The sequence below is a fragment of the Neomelitea salexigens DSM 19753 genome (assembly GCF_000422345.1).
GTDB classification, from domain to species: Bacteria; Pseudomonadota; Gammaproteobacteria; order Pseudomonadales; family Spongiibacteraceae; genus Spongiibacter; species Spongiibacter marinus_A.
This window is the reverse complement of sequence record NZ_AULP01000001.1, coordinates 156,051-172,616: the sequence shown is the minus strand read 5'-3', so window position 1 is coordinate 172,616 and position 16,566 is coordinate 156,051. Positions and strand designations below refer to the sequence as shown.

Sequence of the window (16,566 nt, the reverse complement as noted above, 5' to 3'; positions counted from 1 at the left end):
TTAGTATGATTGATAACAATGATTACACACTTGCCTGGCAAGCCTATTGGGCCTTTGGCGTGGTTGCGACTCTGTTTTGGGGCTTGCTGATTCGTGTTTACCGCCTGTCTGCAGTCAAGTTGTGGGCGTTTCTCGCTGTGGCCTTTTTACTATTGCTGCCGTGTCGGCACCCCGAGGCGGTGGAGCTGTGGATGCCGGCAACCATCGGTGCGGCATTAAGTGTGATGACCAGCGGGATTGAATCGGCAATGGCGGCGGTGATTATTGTTGGCGCCGGCCAACTCTTCGCCATCGTCGCGGCAATAGTGTGGGCGCTGGTCGCTCCTCGCTCTACAAGTCCTGCTCCCTCGGCTGAGAAAGCCGGGGAGCGCGTCGAGCCGAAGGTGTCGGCGTAATTAATAGCATTGTAGTTTTAGCTGCGTGGCAGGGTGATATCAGCTTTCGATTTCGCTGAAGGCGCCGTCAAATAAGGGGCTGCTGAGGTAGCGCTCCGCGGAGTCGGGCAGGATTACGACAATGGTTTTGCCGGCATTGGCCGGTTCGCTGGCTACGCGCTCGGCAACGGCCATCGCGGCACCGCTGGAAATACCGGCCAGAATGCCTTCTTCCTTCATCAGCCGATGCGCCCAGCGCATGGCTTCTTCATCGCTTATCGCTTCAACGCGGTCTACCACGCTTAGGTCTAGCGTATCTGGCAGAAAGCCTGCACCAATGCCCTGAACTTTATGGGGAGCGTGCCGGAGTTCCTCGCCATTGAGTGCATGGCGAATCACCGTCGAGCTCTCCGGCTCCACGGCCACTGAACATATGGCTTTGTTGCAGTGGTTTTTAATATAGCGAGACACGCCGCTAATTGTGCCGCCGGTGCCGACGCCGCTAATTAAAATATCAATATCGCCGTTGGTGTCCCGCCAAATTTCCGGGCCGGTGGTTTGTTCGTGAATCTCTGGGTTCGCGGGATTCTTAAACTGCTGCGGCATAAAATAGCGCTCGGGGTTCTGGGCGCAAATGTCTTCAGCGGCACTGATGGCTCCCTTCATCCCCTTGGCGCCATCGCTTAAATGGAGTTTGGCGCCTAGTGCAATGAGTACTTTACGGCGCTCCAGGCTCATTGTGTTGGGCATGGTCAACGTGATGGGGTAGCCCCGCGCCGCGGCGACAAAGGCCAGCGCGATGCCGGTATTACCACTGGTTGGCTCAACAATTTCCATGCCGGGTTTCAGCGCACCGCTCTGCTCAGCTTGCCAGATCATATTGGCGCCAATTCGGCATTTCACGCTATTGGCAGGATTGCGCGACTCCTGTTTTACAAGAATCCGGTGGCGGCTGATTCTGCGTATCTGCACCAGCGGCGTTTCGCCAATGCTGCGGCTGATGTCGTCGAAAATTGCGGTCATTTGGGGTTTCCTTGATCCTGGCAGTGTAATGTCACGGCAAATTGTCCTGCCTCGATACTATAGCTGGCCGCTGCGACGCTTGCCGTAAGTCGAGCAGCCAAGTAGGCTTCGCGTTGACTATTAGATAGTGTGGCGCCAGCGCCGCCCAGTGTAATGATCGTCCGGCAATAATAAAACCGGGCGCCCGAGTAGGACGAGTTGATGAAATTTACTGGTACTGATTCTTACGTATCCACCGAAGAGCTGAGCATGGCGGTAAACGCCGCCGTCACCCTACAACGCCCGCTGCTGATCAAAGGCGAGCCCGGAACGGGTAAAACCCTGCTCGCCGAGCAGGTAGCGGCTGCAATGGGTAAAAAATTGATCCAGTGGCATATCAAATCCACCACAAAGGCTCAGCAGGGCTTGTATGAGTACGATGCGGTGTCGCGTTTGCGCGATTCGCAGCTGGGCGATGACAAAGTGCACGACATTGCCAACTACATCAAGCGCGGCAAACTCTGGGAAGCTTTTGCCGCTGATGAGCAAGTGGTGCTGCTGATTGATGAAATTGACAAGGCAGACATTGAGTTCCCGAATGACCTGCTGGTCGAGCTGGACCGCATGGAATTCTTCGTATACGAAACGGGTGAAACCGTTCGTGCCAAGCACCGACCCATTATCATTATTACCAGCAACAACGAGAAAGAGCTGCCAGATGCCTTCCTGCGCCGTTGCTTCTTCCACTTTATTAACTTTCCCGATCGCGAAACGATGGAGAAGATCGTGGAGGTTCATTATCCCGATATCTCAAAAACCCTCGTTCAGGAAGCGCTTGAAGTCTTCTTCGATGTTCGCAAGATCCCGGGTCTGAAGAAAAAGCCCTCAACGTCAGAATTGATTGATTGGTTGAAGCTGCTGATGGCCGATGACATCCCCGAAGAAATTCTTAAAAATCGCGATGCGAGTAAGGCCATCCCGCCGCTCTACGGCGCATTGCTGAAGAACGAGCAAGACGTTCACCTGCTTGAACGGCTGGCCTTTATGCATCGTCGCGAGAGCCGCTAGTCTATGTTGGTTCAGTTTTTCTTTGGTCTGCGAAATGCTGGCGTTCCGGCGAGTATTCGTGAACTACTCGACTTGATGGCCGGTCTTGAGGCGCGGCTCGCCTTCATGGACGTTGACGAGTTTTATCAGCTCGCTCGCGTCTGCATGGTGAAGGATGAGAAGTATTACGACCGCTTTGATAAGGCGTTTGCGCGCTACTTCAATGACCTATCGAGCCTCGATGACGTCATTGAGGCGCTGATTCCCGATGACTGGTTGCGAACCGAATTTTTGAAGCAGCTCAGCGAGGAAGAAAAGGCAAAAATTGAGTCTTTGGGTGGGCTCGATAAGCTCATTGAGGAGTTTAAAAAACGCCTGGAAGAGCAGAAAGAACGCCACGAGGGCGGCAACAAGTGGATCGGCACCGGCGGCACCTCACCTTTCGGCCACAGTGGTTATCACCCTGAGGGCATCCGAATCGGTGGTGAAAGTAAAAATAAGAAAGCCGTAAAGGTCTGGGAACGCCGCGACTTTCGCGACTTGGACGACTCCGTTGAGCTGGGTACGCGAAATATCAAGATTGCGTTGCGCCGGCTGCGCAAGTTTGCCCGCAGCGGTGCGGCCGATGAGCTGGATATCGACGACACGATATCGTCGACGGCCCGCAATGCCGGTTTGCTGGACCTGAAGATGGTACCGGAACGCCATAACGCCGTTAAAGTGCTGCTGTTCTTTGATGTGGGCGGTTCTATGGATCCGCATATTCGCGTTTGCGAGGAGCTATTTTCCGCCGCGCGCAGCGAGTTTAAGCACATGGAGTATTTCTACTTCCATAACTTCCTGTATGAGTCGGTGTGGGACAGCAATGTGCGTCGTCACAGCGAGCGAATACAGCTGCTCGACGTAATGCACAAATACAGCGCGGATTACAAAATTATCTTTGTCGGCGACGCGTCAATGTCGCCCTATGAAATCGTGCAGCCAGGCGGCAGTGTCGAGCACTGGAACGACGAGGCCGGAGAGCTGTGGATGCGGCGCTTGCGCGAGACCTTTGACAAAGTGGTATGGCTAAACCCGGTGCCGCCCGAAGATTGGAGTTGGACGCAGTCCATAGGCATGGTTGAGCAGATCATGGAAGGGCAGATGTACCCCATGACCCTGGGCGGCCTGGAAGAGGCGATGGCCTACCTGGCTAAGTAGTGCCGAGCTATGCGCCCGCCCTGTTATGGCTAAATGCCAACAGGGCGGCGGTTACCGCGACATTGAGTGACTCCACGCCATTGGCCATTGGTATTTGCAGCGCGCAGTCGCTCAGTGCCTGTGTGGCCGGCGACACGCCCTCAGTTTCATTCCCCAACACATAGACTCGACTGGTGTCAGACTGGCTTTCGAAGAGCGATTGCTCGGCGTGGGAAGATAGGCAGGCGATCTCCACACCGGCTTTTTGGAGGCGCTGCAATTCGGACTGAAGTGTGTCGCAGTGAAAAATAGGACAGTTGAACAGGGCCCCGGCGCTGGCCTTGATCACCAGCGGTGACAGCGCGGCACAGCCTTTTTTGGGCAGTATTAAGCCATCGATGCCACTTGCCGCCACCGAGCGAATAATCATGCCCAGGTTCTGTGGGTTGTTAACGCCATCGAGAGCGATATAGATACGCCGGGTATGGGTGTCGCGACTTGCTGGTATCTCGCTACAGGGCCGGTACGCCTTAAGCTGCAGGTCCGCAGCAACGCCCTGGTCTTGTTTGCCATTTTTCGATATCCGCGACAGGGCGCGGCGCTCGTGCCAAGCGATCTCAATCCCTTCGCGCTCCGCCGCGTCTACGATTTCTTTGACGATGCCGTCGCGTCGATTGCTGTCCGCCAAGTGCAGTTTATAAATGCGAACTTGTGGGTTTTGTAGCGCCTCTAGCACTGGCTTGCGGCCGTAAATAGTTAGCAGCTGTTGGAAAAATTGCTTTTTCTTGAGGTATTGCTGGCGGTCTTCGGTCATGCGGTCGGCGGATCCTGGTGGGGCTGGGGGTAACTCAGGGTTGCGGTGGCGGCTTCGCTGATTTCTTTAGCCGCGAGTTTTAGGCGGTCGGCGATGGCAAGGATATCCTGCGCTGACACGGGGCGGCGAATACTGCCCGCTGAAATAACCAGTTCCGGTTCTTCATCACTGGCGAAGATAGGCACAGCAATATTGGCGACCTGGTACTGGCGACCTTCTTCAATACGGTCAAGGTGGTAGTGGCTGCGGCACAGCGACTCCCGGTAGTGCTGTACGTGCTCAGCGACTTCCTCAAGGCTCCAGTTTTCTTTCGGTTTAGCTAATTCCCGCTCCAGCGCGGCCTCTGCCTCGCTAATCAAGGTCACTTCAAAGCCGCGAGCACGTATGCCAATAACGGAAATTCGTAGTCGTTTATCTAAGTTTTCATCCCACTCGGGCAGATGTGCCTGAGCGCTATCTAACCACTGTTGCAACTTGTTCGGTGACGACCAGGCGATAAAAGCGGCCCCTAATGGCGCGGCATTGGGCAGACGCAGGCCTTGGTGGAAAGGAAATTCCAGGCGCTCTGGAATGCCGTAATTTGTGAGCAGCACGAGCTGGTCGCCGCTTCGTCCCATCAGGCCGCAGCCCAGCTGCAGCTCTTTACTGAGTGCTTCCAGTCGCGGGCGAGCCACTTCAAGCACGGGGAACTGGGCAAAGGCTGACATGCCCGCAGCGGCGATGCTTGGTCCCAAGCGATAGGCTTTACTGCGACTGTCCTGGGCGAGAAAGCCGTAGCGGGCCATGGTGCTCAATATGGCGTGGCAGGTGGCCTTGTTCAGGCCCAGTATGCGCGTCAGCTCGGTTAAGCCGTAGGCTTTACTGGGATGGCTCATAAACAAGTCCAAAATCGCTAAGACTCTGGCAGTTGGTTTGGAAAACACGCTGTTCTCCCTTGTTATCGTTGTTGGCGGCCTATTCTACGTTATCTGAGCTTGAATGCCTCAGCCTATCACGCGCTTCGCCACTGAAAACGAATTTGCAAGAAAATGGTGCGCTCGCCCCATTTTGGGCATGGATATTGCTTTTAATCAGGGCAGCGGTCTCTTTCGGCGATAAATAACGGCGCGGGCAATACTGTGCTGAAGCCGCCGAAATTTGATAACTATTTGAAATTAAATGGAAAATAATTTCCTGGTGAGGGCGGGCTAATTCGTTTTTATTGCCAATTAGCATCAATATGCACCTAAACGGTGCTGGCTCATTGGGTTGTGCTTATAAATAGTGCGTTTTGTTGCGCGAGTTTGGAGAGATGTAAATGAAAATTCCTGTCGTTCGGGCGGCTCTGCCCATTTTTGTTGCATTGGCAGCATTGCTGCCTCAAAGCAGCTTCGCTGCAGAAGCCGATGGTGCGAATACGGCGTGGATTTTAACGTCCACTGCGCTGGTTCTTTTCATGACCTTACCGGGGCTGGCCCTGTTCTACGGCGGTCTTGTGCGCAGTAAGAACATCCTCAGTGTGCTGATGCAGTGCTTTAGCATCACCTGTGTGGCCTCGCTGTTGTGGTTTGCCGTGGCCTACAGCATGGCGTTTTCTGATGGCAACGACTTTGTCGGCGGTCTCAGCCGTGTTCTTCTGGCCGGAGTAGGGGAAGACAGCTTGGTGGGAGATATCCCCGAGACGGTGTTTGTGATGTTCCAAATGACATTCGCCATTATTACGCCGGCACTAATCGTGGGCGGTTTTGCTGAGCGTATTCGCTTTTCTGCCGTGATGCTGTTTTCCGCACTGTGGCTGCTGGCCGTTTACGCACCCATTACCCACTGGGTATGGGGTGGTGGCTGGCTCGGCCAAATGGGGCTGCTCGACTTTGCTGGCGGTACGGTTGTGCACATTACCGCCGGCGTGGCCGCACTGGTAGCGGCGATGGTAATGGGGCCGCGTAATGGCTTTGGCAATGTCGCCTTACCGCCTCATAACTTAACGATGACATTTACCGGCGCAGGAATGCTCTGGGTGGGTTGGTTTGGCTTCAATGCCGGGAGCGCGCTGGCGGCGAATGGCGATGCTGGTATGGCAATGCTGGTGACACACCTGTCAGCGGCAACCGGCTGCCTTACATGGTCGCTGGTTGAATGGTGGCGTTACGGTAAACCCAGTGCACTGGGCGCTGTGACTGGTATGGTGGCCGGGCTCGGTACCATCACGCCAGCATCGGGGTATGTTGGTCCAGCGGGCGCGGTGGTAATTGGCTTGAGCGCGGGCGTTATTTGTTTCTATTGCACGCTGTGGATCAAGCAAGTATTGAAAATTGATGACTCACTGGATGTATTCCCCGTGCACGGTGTTGGCGGTATTCTCGGCACCTTCCTCGCCGGTATTTTTGCCAGCGGTGAGCTGGGTGTTTTCAGTGGCCAAGGCTTGGCCGAGGGCGTGACAATCGTTGAGCAGCTGAAAGTGCAGCTTATTGGTATAGGCTCAACCTTTGCCTATACCGCGGTAGTGAGTTTTGTGCTGTTTAAACTGGTTGATAAGTTGATTGGTTTGCGTGTTACCGCCGATGAGGAATCGGAAGGTTTGGATATTACTGGCCACAACGAGGTCGGATACGACTTATAATGGCCTAACACCTGACCTGGAGCCCGGCAGTTGCCGGGCTTTTTTTTGGACCAAGTATGCGTGAATTAACTCTGTATGGCACCTCGGCGTGCCACCTTTGTGAGCAAGCAGAAGCCCTATTGGCTAACTTGCTTGCCAGCCATCCGCAGTGGCAAATAGAAGTGGTGGATATCGCTGAAAGTGATGCCCTGATTGCCGATTATGGGGAGCGTATCCCGGTGTTAGGCGATGGCGACAGGGAGTTGCAGTGGCCGTTTGATAGCGCTGCCGTTGTGACCTTTGTCAGTGATGGAGACGCGTTGTGCAAGTAAGTGGTTTGTGGCGCTACCCGGTAAAATCGCTGGCCGGAGAGTCCCTTTCGACCCTTGATGTTAGTGATTGGGGGCCGCATGGTGATCGGCGCTGGATGGTTGTCGACCACCGTGGTCAGTTCCTTAGCCAAAGGCAGTTGCCACAGATGTGCCGACTGCATGCAAGGCAAATCGATGGCGGGGTTAGGTTGGAAGACTTGGGTAGTGGCGACTCTCTGCTGGTGATGCAACCCACTGGCAGTCATAACATGGCTGTTGTTGTTTGGCAGGACCGCTGCTCGGCCGCGGACGCTGGTGATGAAGCTGCCCGCTGGTTGGCCCGCCGGCTGGGGGTGGAGGCACGACTGTGCTACATGACTGATCATTTTCACCGGCAGGTAGATACCGCTTATGCTCAGCGCGGTGACAGAGTCAGCTTTGCCGACGGTTTTCCCTTTTTGCTCTGCCTGCAGCAGAGTGTCGATGCCTTATCTGATGGCTATGGCGAGCCACTGGCGATGGAACGTTTTCGTCCAAACCTCGTTGTTGAGGGCGCGCCACCCTTCGCGGAAAGGCAGTGGCAGCAATTGCGTATTGGCGATGTTACGTTCGATGTGGTCAAGCCCTGCACCCGCTGCGCCATTCCGACCATTGATCCGCAGACAGGCGAGCGTGAAAAGGCCGTCTTTTCACTGTTGCGTGAGCACTGCAGTGAGGGAAAAAATATCATTTTTGGGCAGAACGTTATCCAGCGCGGCCAAGGGCGGATAGCCCTTGGCGACGATGTTGAGGTGCTGGCTTAGCTTAGGGCGTTTGAAGCTCCTCGAAGGGGCTAATCCGCCGCTCATGCTGAGCCAGGATGGGCTTGCTCAGTTGCAGCTTTTTGCCGTACACCACGCTGAAGGCCATGACATTCTTGATGTACTCACGGGTCTCGCCGTAGGGTAAATTCTCTATCCAGATATCTGCCGGCATATTGCCATCTTGGCGCATTAATACTCGCTCCACCCGGGACGGACCGGCGTTATATGCGGCGGTGGCGAGAATGCGATTGCCATTGAAGCGCTTGAGTAGCTGGCCCAAGTAAAAGCCGCCCATTTCGATGTTGGTGTTGGGTTCCAGTAACTCCTTACCGCGGGGGGCGGGGCGCCCCATTTGTCGTGCAAGGGTGCGAGCGGTGCCGGGCATCAGCTGCATCAAACCGCGGGCGCCAACGGGAGAGCGGGCATCACTGGCAAAGGCGCTTTCTTGTCTGGCGATTGCGTATATCCATTTTAAGTCGATATTTTCTTTCTCTGCGATACGAGCAAATACCGTCTGGTAGGGAGTGGGAAAGCGCAGAGACAAGTCGTCCCATTGCCCCGCTTGAATAGCGGTGGCGATGGCCTGGTGAGACCACTGCCAATCCAAAGCGAGTTGCGCCGCCGCGATTTGCTCAGCGGTGTTTAAGCTTCGCATTGCCTGGCGCCACTCAAGCCGGGCTATGGTCGTTGCGCCGTGCCAGTATAGCTCGCGCGCGCGCAGAATAGCGCTGTGTTGTTGCACTTCGCTCACCAAACCGGGGTCGAGGTTGCGTTGGTGGCCCAAGCGATATTCCTGATTCAATAAGTCCGCCGCCATAAAACTGTAGTAGCCGCGATCAGTCGCCATGGCCCTAAGCCGCGTTTCTGCTTCGGGTGTGAATCGTTGATTCTTTTCAATGTCGGCACGTGCCCACCAGTACTGCCAGTCTGACTGCTGGCGCAGTTTGGCCGGCAGCAGGGCAATGTAGTGGTGGACTGCCTCCCAGTCGCTATCTTTTAACGCGAGCCTTACGCGCCACTCGGTGAGGTAGGGGTCTTCAAAGGCGGGGTCATTGGCGTTAATCCAATCCCGGGCGTATTCCGCGTCGCTGGCGATAATTTGCCGGGCAAAGGCGTCACGCAGTGCGTAGTTCTGCTGGCTACTGAAAGACAACTCCCTCTCTAGTTGGTGCCAGAGCGTATTTGCACGTTCGAAATCACTTTTCGCCAAGCGGCGCAGGGTAAGCAGTGCCAGCTGGCGGTTGTCGTCGTTGGCCGACAACTCGAAGCCACGGGTATAAAGCAGGCTGGGCTGCTTAAGCAGCGCGAGCGCGTCATCGCTGCCGGGTACGTTTTTAAGTAAATAGATCGCTAGATTGTGCTGCCCAGCGGCAATTGCCAGGCGCGCTCGCTGGCGGCGTTGTTGATGGCGTTCCTGTGGTGCTAATCGGCTGAGCCACTGATCTAATACGCCATCGCAACGTGTGGGCAGCGAGTGCCCGGTATGCCACAGTTTTTGCGTTTCTTTATCCGCTAAGGCGTTGTCGCCGGTATGTCGGAGGGCGCTAATATAGGCGCAACGCAGGCTGTTGAGGGGCTTTTTTCGGTAGTAACGTATAAATTGCGGCCAGTCCCCCGCGCGACGCAGCTGGTGTAGCCAGGCAATGTGAATACGGCTACCAACGACGGTGTTGCGGTATTGTTGTAGATAGTAGTCGATGGTGCCGCTAGCCACGTCGTCAATCTGCGCTTTTAACAGTTCCAGTTCAATGTAGGGGAGCAGTGGGTAGTTGGCGAGTGTGGGAAGATACCGCTCGGCTTCTTCGCTGCGACCGCGGCTGATTTCATCCATGGCTTCACGATATACTTGCCGCTGCTCGTTCAACTGGGCATTATCCGCCCAGCATGATGCAGCGCCAATTGAAACAAGCAGCGCGAAGAGTCGCGTGCCAATCGTCTTGTTTATCATCCTTGTGCACCTGCTTTTCCGGCCAGCGATGTGGCGCGGCAGTTAACCTTAATATCCATGGAAACCACTATATGCCTTTAATTCGCGGCACTCAATTGCAACACAGCATTGGTCAGCAGACGGTATTGGATAACACTGATATCCAGCTGGACGATGGTGATCGCGTTTGTTTGCTTGGGCGCAATGGTTGCGGAAAGTCGACATTATTGCGCATGGTTGAGGGCGGCCTTCAGCCGGATGCGGGTGAATTTTGGCGCCAGCCCGGGCTGGTCATTGCACGAATGGAGCAAAATCTGGACTTCGCGTCGGCAGATGACTGTGTTTTTGACGTCGTGGCAGGCGGCCTTTCTGAGCTCGGCGATTTGCTGAAGGGCTACCACAGCCTGACGCACGGTGAAATGAATGATGCTTCGTTAAAGCAGCTGGAGCACCTACAGCGTCAAATTGAAGCGGCCGATGGCTGGCTTTTTCAGCAGCGTATCGAGTCTATCTTGAGCCGCTTGGAATTGGACCCTGAAGCCCCGATCTCATCCCTGTCCGGCGGATGGTTGCGCCGTGTGTCGCTGGCGAGGGCGCTCGTCGCAGACCCCGACGTATTGCTGTTGGACGAGCCGACTAACCACCTCGATGTTGAGGGCATTCTGTGGCTAGAGCAATGCGTTAAAAGCTTCGGTGGCTGCGTGCTTTTCGTCACTCATGACCGTGCACTGATTGAGTCACTGGCTAACCGAATTATCGAGCTGGATCGGGGGCAACTGAAAAATTACGACGGCACTTACAGTCAGTATCTGCAGCGGCGCGAGCATGAGCTAGAGGTAGAGGCTGAGCACAATGCGTTGTTTGACAAACGCCTGGCCCAGGAAGAAGTCTGGATTCGCCAGGGTATAAAAGCGCGGCGCACGCGCAATGAAGGGCGGGTCAGGGCGCTTGAGCAAATGCGTAGGGAGCGCGCCCAGCGCCGTGAGCAGCAGGGTACTGCGCGCCTGAACGTCAACGAAGGGACAAAAACCGGCAAGGTTGTTGCCGAGCTGAGCGATGTTTGTTTTAGTGTGCCCGGCCGCGACTTGGTGAAAAACTTTAACCTGTTGCTGAATCGCGGCGACAAGCTGGCACTGATTGGGCCGAACGGCGCGGGTAAAACGACGCTGCTTAGGTTGATACTGGGGGAATTGGCTCCTCAGAGCGGCGAGGTCAAGCAGGGGAGCAACCTGCAAGTCGCCTATTTTGATCAATTACGCGACCGCTTAGACCCCAACGAGCGTGTGGTAGATATCGTCGGCCAGGGGCGAGAGTCGGTTTCGATCAATGGCAGCGAACGGCACATTATGTCGTATTTGGGTGATTTCCTGTTCACACCTGAGCGCGCTCGCAGCCATTTTGGTGTGCTGTCAGGGGGCGAGCGAGCACGCGTGCAGCTGGCATGCCTGTTTACGCAGCCGGCAAATGTGCTGGTGATGGACGAGCCGACCAACGATCTCGATATGGAGACCCTCGAGCTGCTGGAAAGCTTACTTGTTGATTTTAAAGGAACCGTGCTATTGGTCAGCCATGATCGGTCTTTTGTCGACAGCGTTGCCAGCAGTTGTCTGCTTTTCGAAGGAAACGGCAATATCAGCGAGCACATTGGCGGGTATAGCGAAGTGGCCGCCTACCAGGCGCGTAGGGCGGTGGTTGCGCCCGAAAAACCAAAAGACGAGAAAAAAGCGGCGGCTGCGCCGGCCAAAAAAGCAGCACGTAAGAAGTTGAGTTACAAAGATCAGCGCGAGCTCGATAATTTACCTGACAAGATTGACGACCTGGAAACTCAGCTGCAGCAGTTGAGCGACCAAAGCGCCAGCGCCGAGTTCTATCAGCAGGATGCGCAAAAGGTTAACGATACGCTGGCGCGCTTAGCGGCGCTCCAAGAGGAACTGGATAGCTGTATGGAGCGCTGGATGGAATTGTCTGAGGCGGCGGGAGACTAACCCACTCTTACAGACAAAACGTCGCACTTGGCGCCGTGTAATACGGCGTTTGCTGTGGAGCCAAGTAGCAGGGCGAGCCCTTTGCGGCCGTGGCTGCCCACGACAATCAGGTCGCAGTCTAGTTCTTCGCTGAGTTGGTGGATATGGGCCTCAGGGCGGCCAGTAAGCAGGTGGCAGTTGTCGGTTTGAATGCCGTATTGGTCGGCATAGCGTTTAAGGCTGTTTTCCGCCTGTTGTTGCAGCTCTTCCTGTATCCCTGAGAAGTCCATGGGGATATCGCCGCCGTAGGCCAGGCTCAGGGGTTCAACGACGTGTAAAAGATGCAGTTCCGCTTGATGCTGGCGGGCCATGGCTGCCGCGCGTTGCAATACCGGAATCGCCTCGTCCGAGAGGTCGATCGCCGTCAATATCCGTTGGTAGTTGGCCATGGTATCTCCTTGCGCTGTACTTGCGGTGAGTCTATACGACATTTTATAGCACGGGTTGTACGACCAGTGTGCAATGATTTATTAAGGATAACCATGTTCTGGATCATCGCGGCGGCAGTTTTAGCGTTTATGTTGGCGCCAATATTGTGGATCATTCCCAGCCCGCGCCAGCGCTTGCAGGCGGCCCTTCGCGATCGGGCGAGGGCGATGGGTGTTACGGTGCAGATCACTCAGCTGCCGCAAACTCGTCGCCAGCAAGTGCGCAAGGAGGACACCGTCAACGGGCTATGCTATGCCATGACACTGCCAAAAGCCCGCGCCGGTGAGCGCTGGCGATATTGGCCCGATGGCGCCGAAGACGATGTGCCTGCTCCGCCTGCGGCGTTACAAGATCGCATTGCCGGCCTGCGTGACCAGCTGCCGAAAGACACCATAGTGATCGAGGCCAGTGGCCGAATGGTAAAAGTGTTTTGGCGCGAGGCGAATGCGGATATCGCGGCAGTTGAAAATTTGGCGGATATCCTCAATACACTAGTATCAGATTAAGGTTGGAGTATGTCGGAAAAGACAAAGGTAGAGCTTGGCCGTTATCGCCACTATAAAGGTGGTGAGTATCAGGTCTACGGCGTAGCGCGGCACAGTGAGTCCGAAGAGCTGCTGGTGGTATATCGCCCCTTGTACGGGCAATCGGAACTGTGGGTTCGGCCCGTTGATATGTTTCTCGAACATGTTGATATCGACGGCAAATTAACGCCTCGTTTTGCGCTGATTGAGCAAAATAAGGAAGCCATTTAGGGGCGTTGTCGGGTCGGCATTATTGTGACCAGCCTTGACCACCGAGGACTGAACACTTATATATGTCGCCTCGCCACTGGCGCGTCATCTAATCGCATTTTGCAGATAAGGGTAATATGGGTAAATCTCTGGTAATCGTGGAGTCGCCGGCCAAAGCTAAGACGATCAACAAATATCTGGGGTCAGATTTTGTTGTTAAGTCCAGTGTGGGCCATATCCGGGACCTACCCACTAGCGGCAGTAGCAAGGGCGCTGGGGCAGATCCGAAGGAACGCGCCAAGGCCGCCGCGCTAACGCGCAAAATGTCGCCGGAAGAGAAGGCGCGCCACAAAAAGAAAAAGGCGCGCGAGCAGTTGGTGGCGCGAATGGGCGTAGATCCGGAAAAAGGCTGGAAGGCGCGCTATGAAATACTGCCCGGCAAAGAAAAAGTCGTCAGCGACCTGAAAAAGCTGGCCGCCGATGCCGACACCATCTATCTCGCGACCGACCTTGACCGCGAAGGGGAGGCGATAGCCTGGCATTTGCGCGAGGCGATTGGTGGCGACGACTCGCGCTACAAGCGCGTCGTTTTCAACGAGATTACCAAAAAGGCGATTCAAGAAGCCTTTTCCGCGCCCACCGAGCTTGATATCAACAGGGTTAACGCCCAGCAGGCGCGTCGCTTTCTCGATCGCGTTGTTGGTTATATGGTTTCGCCACTGTTGTGGGCAAAGATTGCACGAGGCTTGAGCGCAGGCCGAGTGCAGTCGGTGGCGGTGCGCCTGATTGTCGAGCGTGAGAAGGAAATCCGCGCTTTCGTGCCAGAGGAATACTGGCAAATCCATACGGACAATCGCGCTGAGGCAGGGCCGCTGCGTCTGGAAGTCAAAAAGCAGGGGGCGAATAACTTCCGGCCGAACAGCAAAGATTCAGCGATGGCGGCGGTGACCGCACTTGAGGCCGCGAGCTTTGAAGTAGCCGGTCGCGAAGACAAGCCGACGCGGAGCAAGCCCGGCGCGCCTTTTATTACGTCTACGCTGCAACAAGCGGCGAGTACGCGCTTGGGGTTTGGTGTTAAGAAAACCATGATGCTTGCGCAGCGCCTCTACGAGGCGGGTTATATCACCTATATGCGTACTGACTCGACCAATCTGAGCAATGATGCTGTGGAAGCCTGCCGAGGCTACATTGAGCAGAATTTCTCCAAGCGTTACCTGCCTGACCAGCCTCAACGCTATTCAAGCAAAGATGGCGCTCAGGAGGCTCACGAGGCGATACGCCCCTCCGACGTTAATGTAGAACCGACCCAATTGTCGGGCATGGAGCGAGATGCAGAGCGTCTTTACACCCTGATCTGGCGGCAGTTTGTTGCCTGCCAAATGGTGCCGGCTGAATTCACCAGCACGTCTATCACCGTCAAAGCAGGAGAGTTTGAGCTGCGCACTCGAGGGCGTGTGATGCGCTTTGATGGATTCATGAAGGTCCAGCCGCCAGCTGCGAGCAAAAAGGACGACGATCAGGAACTGCCCGATGTGAAAGTCGGAGATCGCCTTGAGTTGCTCAAGGTCGATCCCAGCCAACACTTTACCAAGCCCGCGCCGCGTTACAGCGAGGCAGCATTGGTTAAAGAGCTTGAGAAGCGCGGCATCGGCAGGCCATCGACCTATGCGTCCATTATTTCGACGATTCAGGACCGCGGTTACGTAAAAGTCGAAAATCGACGCTTCTATGCTGAAAAAATGGGCGACATTGTTACCGATCGTCTAGTTGAGAGTTTTAGCAATCTTCTAGACTACAGTTTCACCGCACGAATGGAAGAGTCCCTGGATAGTGTTGCGTCTGGCGACAAAAACTGGACGGCGCTGTTGGATGAGTTTTACAGCAACTTTAGGGCGACCCTCGAAAAAGCGGAGGGCAGTGAAGATGGGATGCGCAGCAACCAGCCCACCGAAACGGATATTCCCTGCCCGAAGTGCGGGCGTAACATGCAAATCCGCACCGCCAGCACCGGTGTCTTTTTAGGGTGTTCGGGTTACGCGTTGCCGCCCAAGGAGCGTTGTAAACAAACCATCAATCTGGTTCCCGGTGAGGAATTTATTAGTATTGATGCGGAAGACGAAGAGGCAGAGTCTCGGGTCTTGCGCAGTATGCATCGCTGCAAGCTATGCAATACGGCGATGGAGAGTTACCTGATCGACGAAAGTCGCAAATTGCACATTTGTGGCAATAACCCCGATTGCAGCGGCTATGAGATTGAGAAGGGTGCCTTTAAGGTTAAAGGCTATGACGGCCCAATTATCGAATGTGATAAATGTGGCGCTGACATGCAGCTGAAAACGGGGCGCTTCGGCAAGTATTTCGGCTGTACGAGCGAGAGCTGCAAAAACACACGCAAATTACTGCGTAACGGCGAGGCGGCACCTCCGAAAATGGACCCGGTTCCTATGCCGGAGTTGCAGTGTGAAAAAGTCGATGACCATTACGTACTCCGCGACGGCGCCTCCGGACTGTTCCTGGCTGCCAGTGGCTTCCCCAAAAATCGCGAAACCCGGGCACCCAAAGTGAAAGAGATCCTGCCTCACCAGGCAGAGATCGACCCCAAGTACGCCTTTTTGTTTTCCGCGCCAGCGCAAGACAATGAGGGGCGAGATACCGTTATCCGCTATAGCCGCAAGACTAAGGAGCAGTACGTCCAGTCTGAGGTTGACGGCAAACCCAGTGGTTGGTCGGCCTTTTATGAAGGCGGTAAATGGGTGGCGCATGTAAAGCAGAAAAAAGCGGCTAAAAAGTCGCCGGCAAAGAAAGCGAAGTAGGGCGTATGTCAGAGAGTTATAGGGGGCAGTGCAACCTCCATTTACACTTCGCCAAGCAATACCTCGCTGACAGTGGAAAGGACGCCGAGCCGCAGTGGAGCGGGCATTATCAGCGAGCTTGTGTTGAGTCTGCGTTGTGGCAGCTACGGCTGGCCTACGAGTGCCATTTGGCCGACTTACTCACCCAGCAACCGCTGTACAGCCAGACTCTGCCCACTGGGCGTATGAATGCGCAATTATTGACGAAGGCTGCGCATCCTCCGGAAATTGCAGAGTTGGCCGATCGCGAAATACACGATGATCAGTTGAAGTGGATGCTGGACTACCGTTTTTTGCGCCAGCCCGGTGATGCAAAACAGTACAACCCGTCGCTGCTAAGCACCGTTACGGTTTCTGATCAGGACGATATCGAGCTTGCTAAGGGCTGCTTGCAGTTCCTCAGTGAGCTGATTGCTAGACACCGAAGCACACTTCTAGAGTATTGATAGATCGGTCCACTGACAGATTGGCCTACTGGTCGCTGGGTTTGTT

Annotated in this window: 17 protein-coding genes; 11 read left to right on the top strand and 6 right to left on the bottom strand. The window is 55.1% G+C overall.

Annotation, left to right across the window (positions count from 1 at the left end; all coding sequences use genetic code 11):
• Positions 1-5: 5 nt before the first annotated feature.
• The gene (locus tag H573_RS0100815) at positions 6-395 is read left to right on the top strand and encodes a hypothetical protein (protein ID WP_027872622.1); all 390 of its coding nucleotides are present in this window, start codon (positions 6-8) and stop codon (positions 393-395) included.
• Positions 396-434: 39 nt separating this feature from the next.
• Here the strand turns inward: H573_RS0100815 and cysK are convergent, their stop codons facing one another.
• On the bottom strand, positions 435-1,397 hold the full coding sequence (gene cysK, locus H573_RS0100810; protein ID WP_027872621.1) for a cysteine synthase A: 963 nt from the start codon (positions 1,395-1,397) through the stop codon (positions 435-437).
• A 201-nt stretch (positions 1,398-1,598) separates the two neighbouring features.
• Here cysK and H573_RS0100805 point away from each other — a divergent pair, with 201 nt between their 5' ends.
• Both H573_RS0100805 and H573_RS0100800 read left to right on the top strand, forming a co-directional pair.
• A complete protein-coding gene (locus H573_RS0100805; RefSeq protein WP_027872620.1) occupies positions 1,599-2,444 on the top strand; it encodes an AAA family ATPase in 846 nt (281 codons plus the stop codon).
• Between the two features lie 3 nt (positions 2,445-2,447).
• On the top strand, positions 2,448-3,623 hold the full coding sequence (locus H573_RS0100800; RefSeq protein WP_027872619.1) for a vWA domain-containing protein: 1,176 nt from the start codon (positions 2,448-2,450) through the stop codon (positions 3,621-3,623).
• A 7-nt stretch (positions 3,624-3,630) separates the two neighbouring features.
• Here the strand turns inward: H573_RS0100800 and H573_RS0100795 are convergent, their stop codons facing one another.
• From H573_RS0100795 to H573_RS0100785, 3 genes are read right to left on the bottom strand one after another with little or no spacing between them, the layout of a single operon-like run.
• Positions 3,631-4,416: a TrmH family RNA methyltransferase gene (locus H573_RS0100795; protein WP_027872618.1), complete on the bottom strand. Its 786-nt coding sequence runs from the start codon at positions 4,414-4,416 to the stop codon at positions 3,631-3,633.
• Complete coding sequence (locus tag H573_RS18705) at positions 4,413-5,339, bottom strand: IclR family transcriptional regulator (protein WP_267878892.1); 927 nt, start codon at positions 5,337-5,339, stop codon at positions 4,413-4,415. The genes H573_RS0100795 and H573_RS18705 overlap by 4 nt, the downstream gene beginning before the upstream one ends.
• A 31-nt stretch (positions 5,340-5,370) precedes the next feature.
• The gene (locus H573_RS0100785) at positions 5,371-5,631 is read right to left on the bottom strand and encodes a hypothetical protein (RefSeq protein ID WP_027872616.1); all 261 of its coding nucleotides are present in this window, start codon (positions 5,629-5,631) and stop codon (positions 5,371-5,373) included.
• An 82-nt stretch (positions 5,632-5,713) separates the two neighbouring features.
• Here H573_RS0100785 and H573_RS0100780 point away from each other — a divergent pair, with 82 nt between their 5' ends.
• From H573_RS0100780 to H573_RS0100770, 3 genes are read left to right on the top strand one after another with little or no spacing between them, the layout of a single operon-like run.
• Positions 5,714-7,015, top strand: coding sequence for an ammonium transporter (locus H573_RS0100780; RefSeq protein WP_027872615.1), 1,302 nt, complete (start codon positions 5,714-5,716; stop codon positions 7,013-7,015).
• Between the two features lie 56 nt (positions 7,016-7,071).
• Positions 7,072-7,326, top strand: coding sequence for a glutaredoxin family protein (locus tag H573_RS0100775; protein ID WP_027872614.1), 255 nt, complete (start codon positions 7,072-7,074; stop codon positions 7,324-7,326).
• Complete coding sequence (locus H573_RS0100770; protein WP_027872613.1) at positions 7,317-8,108, top strand: MOSC domain-containing protein; 792 nt, start codon at positions 7,317-7,319, stop codon at positions 8,106-8,108. Before H573_RS0100775 ends, H573_RS0100770 begins: the two co-directional genes overlap by 10 nt.
• 1 nt (position 8,109) lies before the next feature.
• Here H573_RS0100770 and H573_RS19695 read toward each other — a convergent pair whose 3' ends face one another.
• Positions 8,110-10,056, bottom strand: coding sequence for a transglycosylase SLT domain-containing protein (locus tag H573_RS19695; RefSeq protein WP_027872612.1), 1,947 nt, complete (start codon positions 10,054-10,056; stop codon positions 8,110-8,112).
• A 71-nt stretch (positions 10,057-10,127) separates the two neighbouring features.
• Between H573_RS19695 and H573_RS0100760 the strand changes: the two genes are divergently transcribed.
• Positions 10,128-12,020 carry an ATP-binding cassette domain-containing protein gene (locus H573_RS0100760; RefSeq protein WP_027872611.1) on the top strand — a complete coding sequence of 631 codons (1,893 nt, stop codon included), beginning with the start codon at positions 10,128-10,130 and terminating at the stop codon, positions 12,018-12,020.
• Here H573_RS0100760 and H573_RS0100755 read toward each other — a convergent pair.
• Positions 12,017-12,448 carry a universal stress protein gene (locus tag H573_RS0100755; protein WP_027872610.1) on the bottom strand — a complete coding sequence of 144 codons (432 nt, stop codon included), beginning with the start codon at positions 12,446-12,448 and terminating at the stop codon, positions 12,017-12,019. The two genes, H573_RS0100760 and H573_RS0100755, sit on opposite strands and share 4 nt — an antisense overlap.
• A gap of 93 nt (positions 12,449-12,541) precedes the next feature.
• Between H573_RS0100755 and H573_RS18700 the strand changes: the two genes are divergently transcribed.
• The 4 genes from H573_RS18700 (at position 12,542) to H573_RS0100735 (ending at position 16,520) form a co-directional block, all read left to right on the top strand.
• Positions 12,542-12,994: a hypothetical protein gene (locus H573_RS18700; RefSeq protein ID WP_027872609.1), complete on the top strand. Its 453-nt coding sequence runs from the start codon at positions 12,542-12,544 to the stop codon at positions 12,992-12,994.
• A gap of 9 nt (positions 12,995-13,003) precedes the next feature.
• Positions 13,004-13,243: a DUF1653 domain-containing protein gene (locus H573_RS0100745; RefSeq protein ID WP_027872608.1), complete on the top strand. Its 240-nt coding sequence runs from the start codon at positions 13,004-13,006 to the stop codon at positions 13,241-13,243.
• Positions 13,244-13,359: 116 nt separating this feature from the next.
• Entirely contained in the window at positions 13,360-16,035 is a 2,676-nt protein-coding gene (gene topA / locus H573_RS0100740) for a type I DNA topoisomerase (protein WP_027872607.1), read from the top strand.
• Between the two features lie 5 nt (positions 16,036-16,040).
• Positions 16,041-16,520, top strand: a complete 480-nt coding sequence (locus H573_RS0100735; protein WP_027872606.1) for a DUF6586 family protein — start codon at positions 16,041-16,043, stop codon at positions 16,518-16,520.
• Positions 16,521-16,566: the final 46 nt, after the last annotated feature.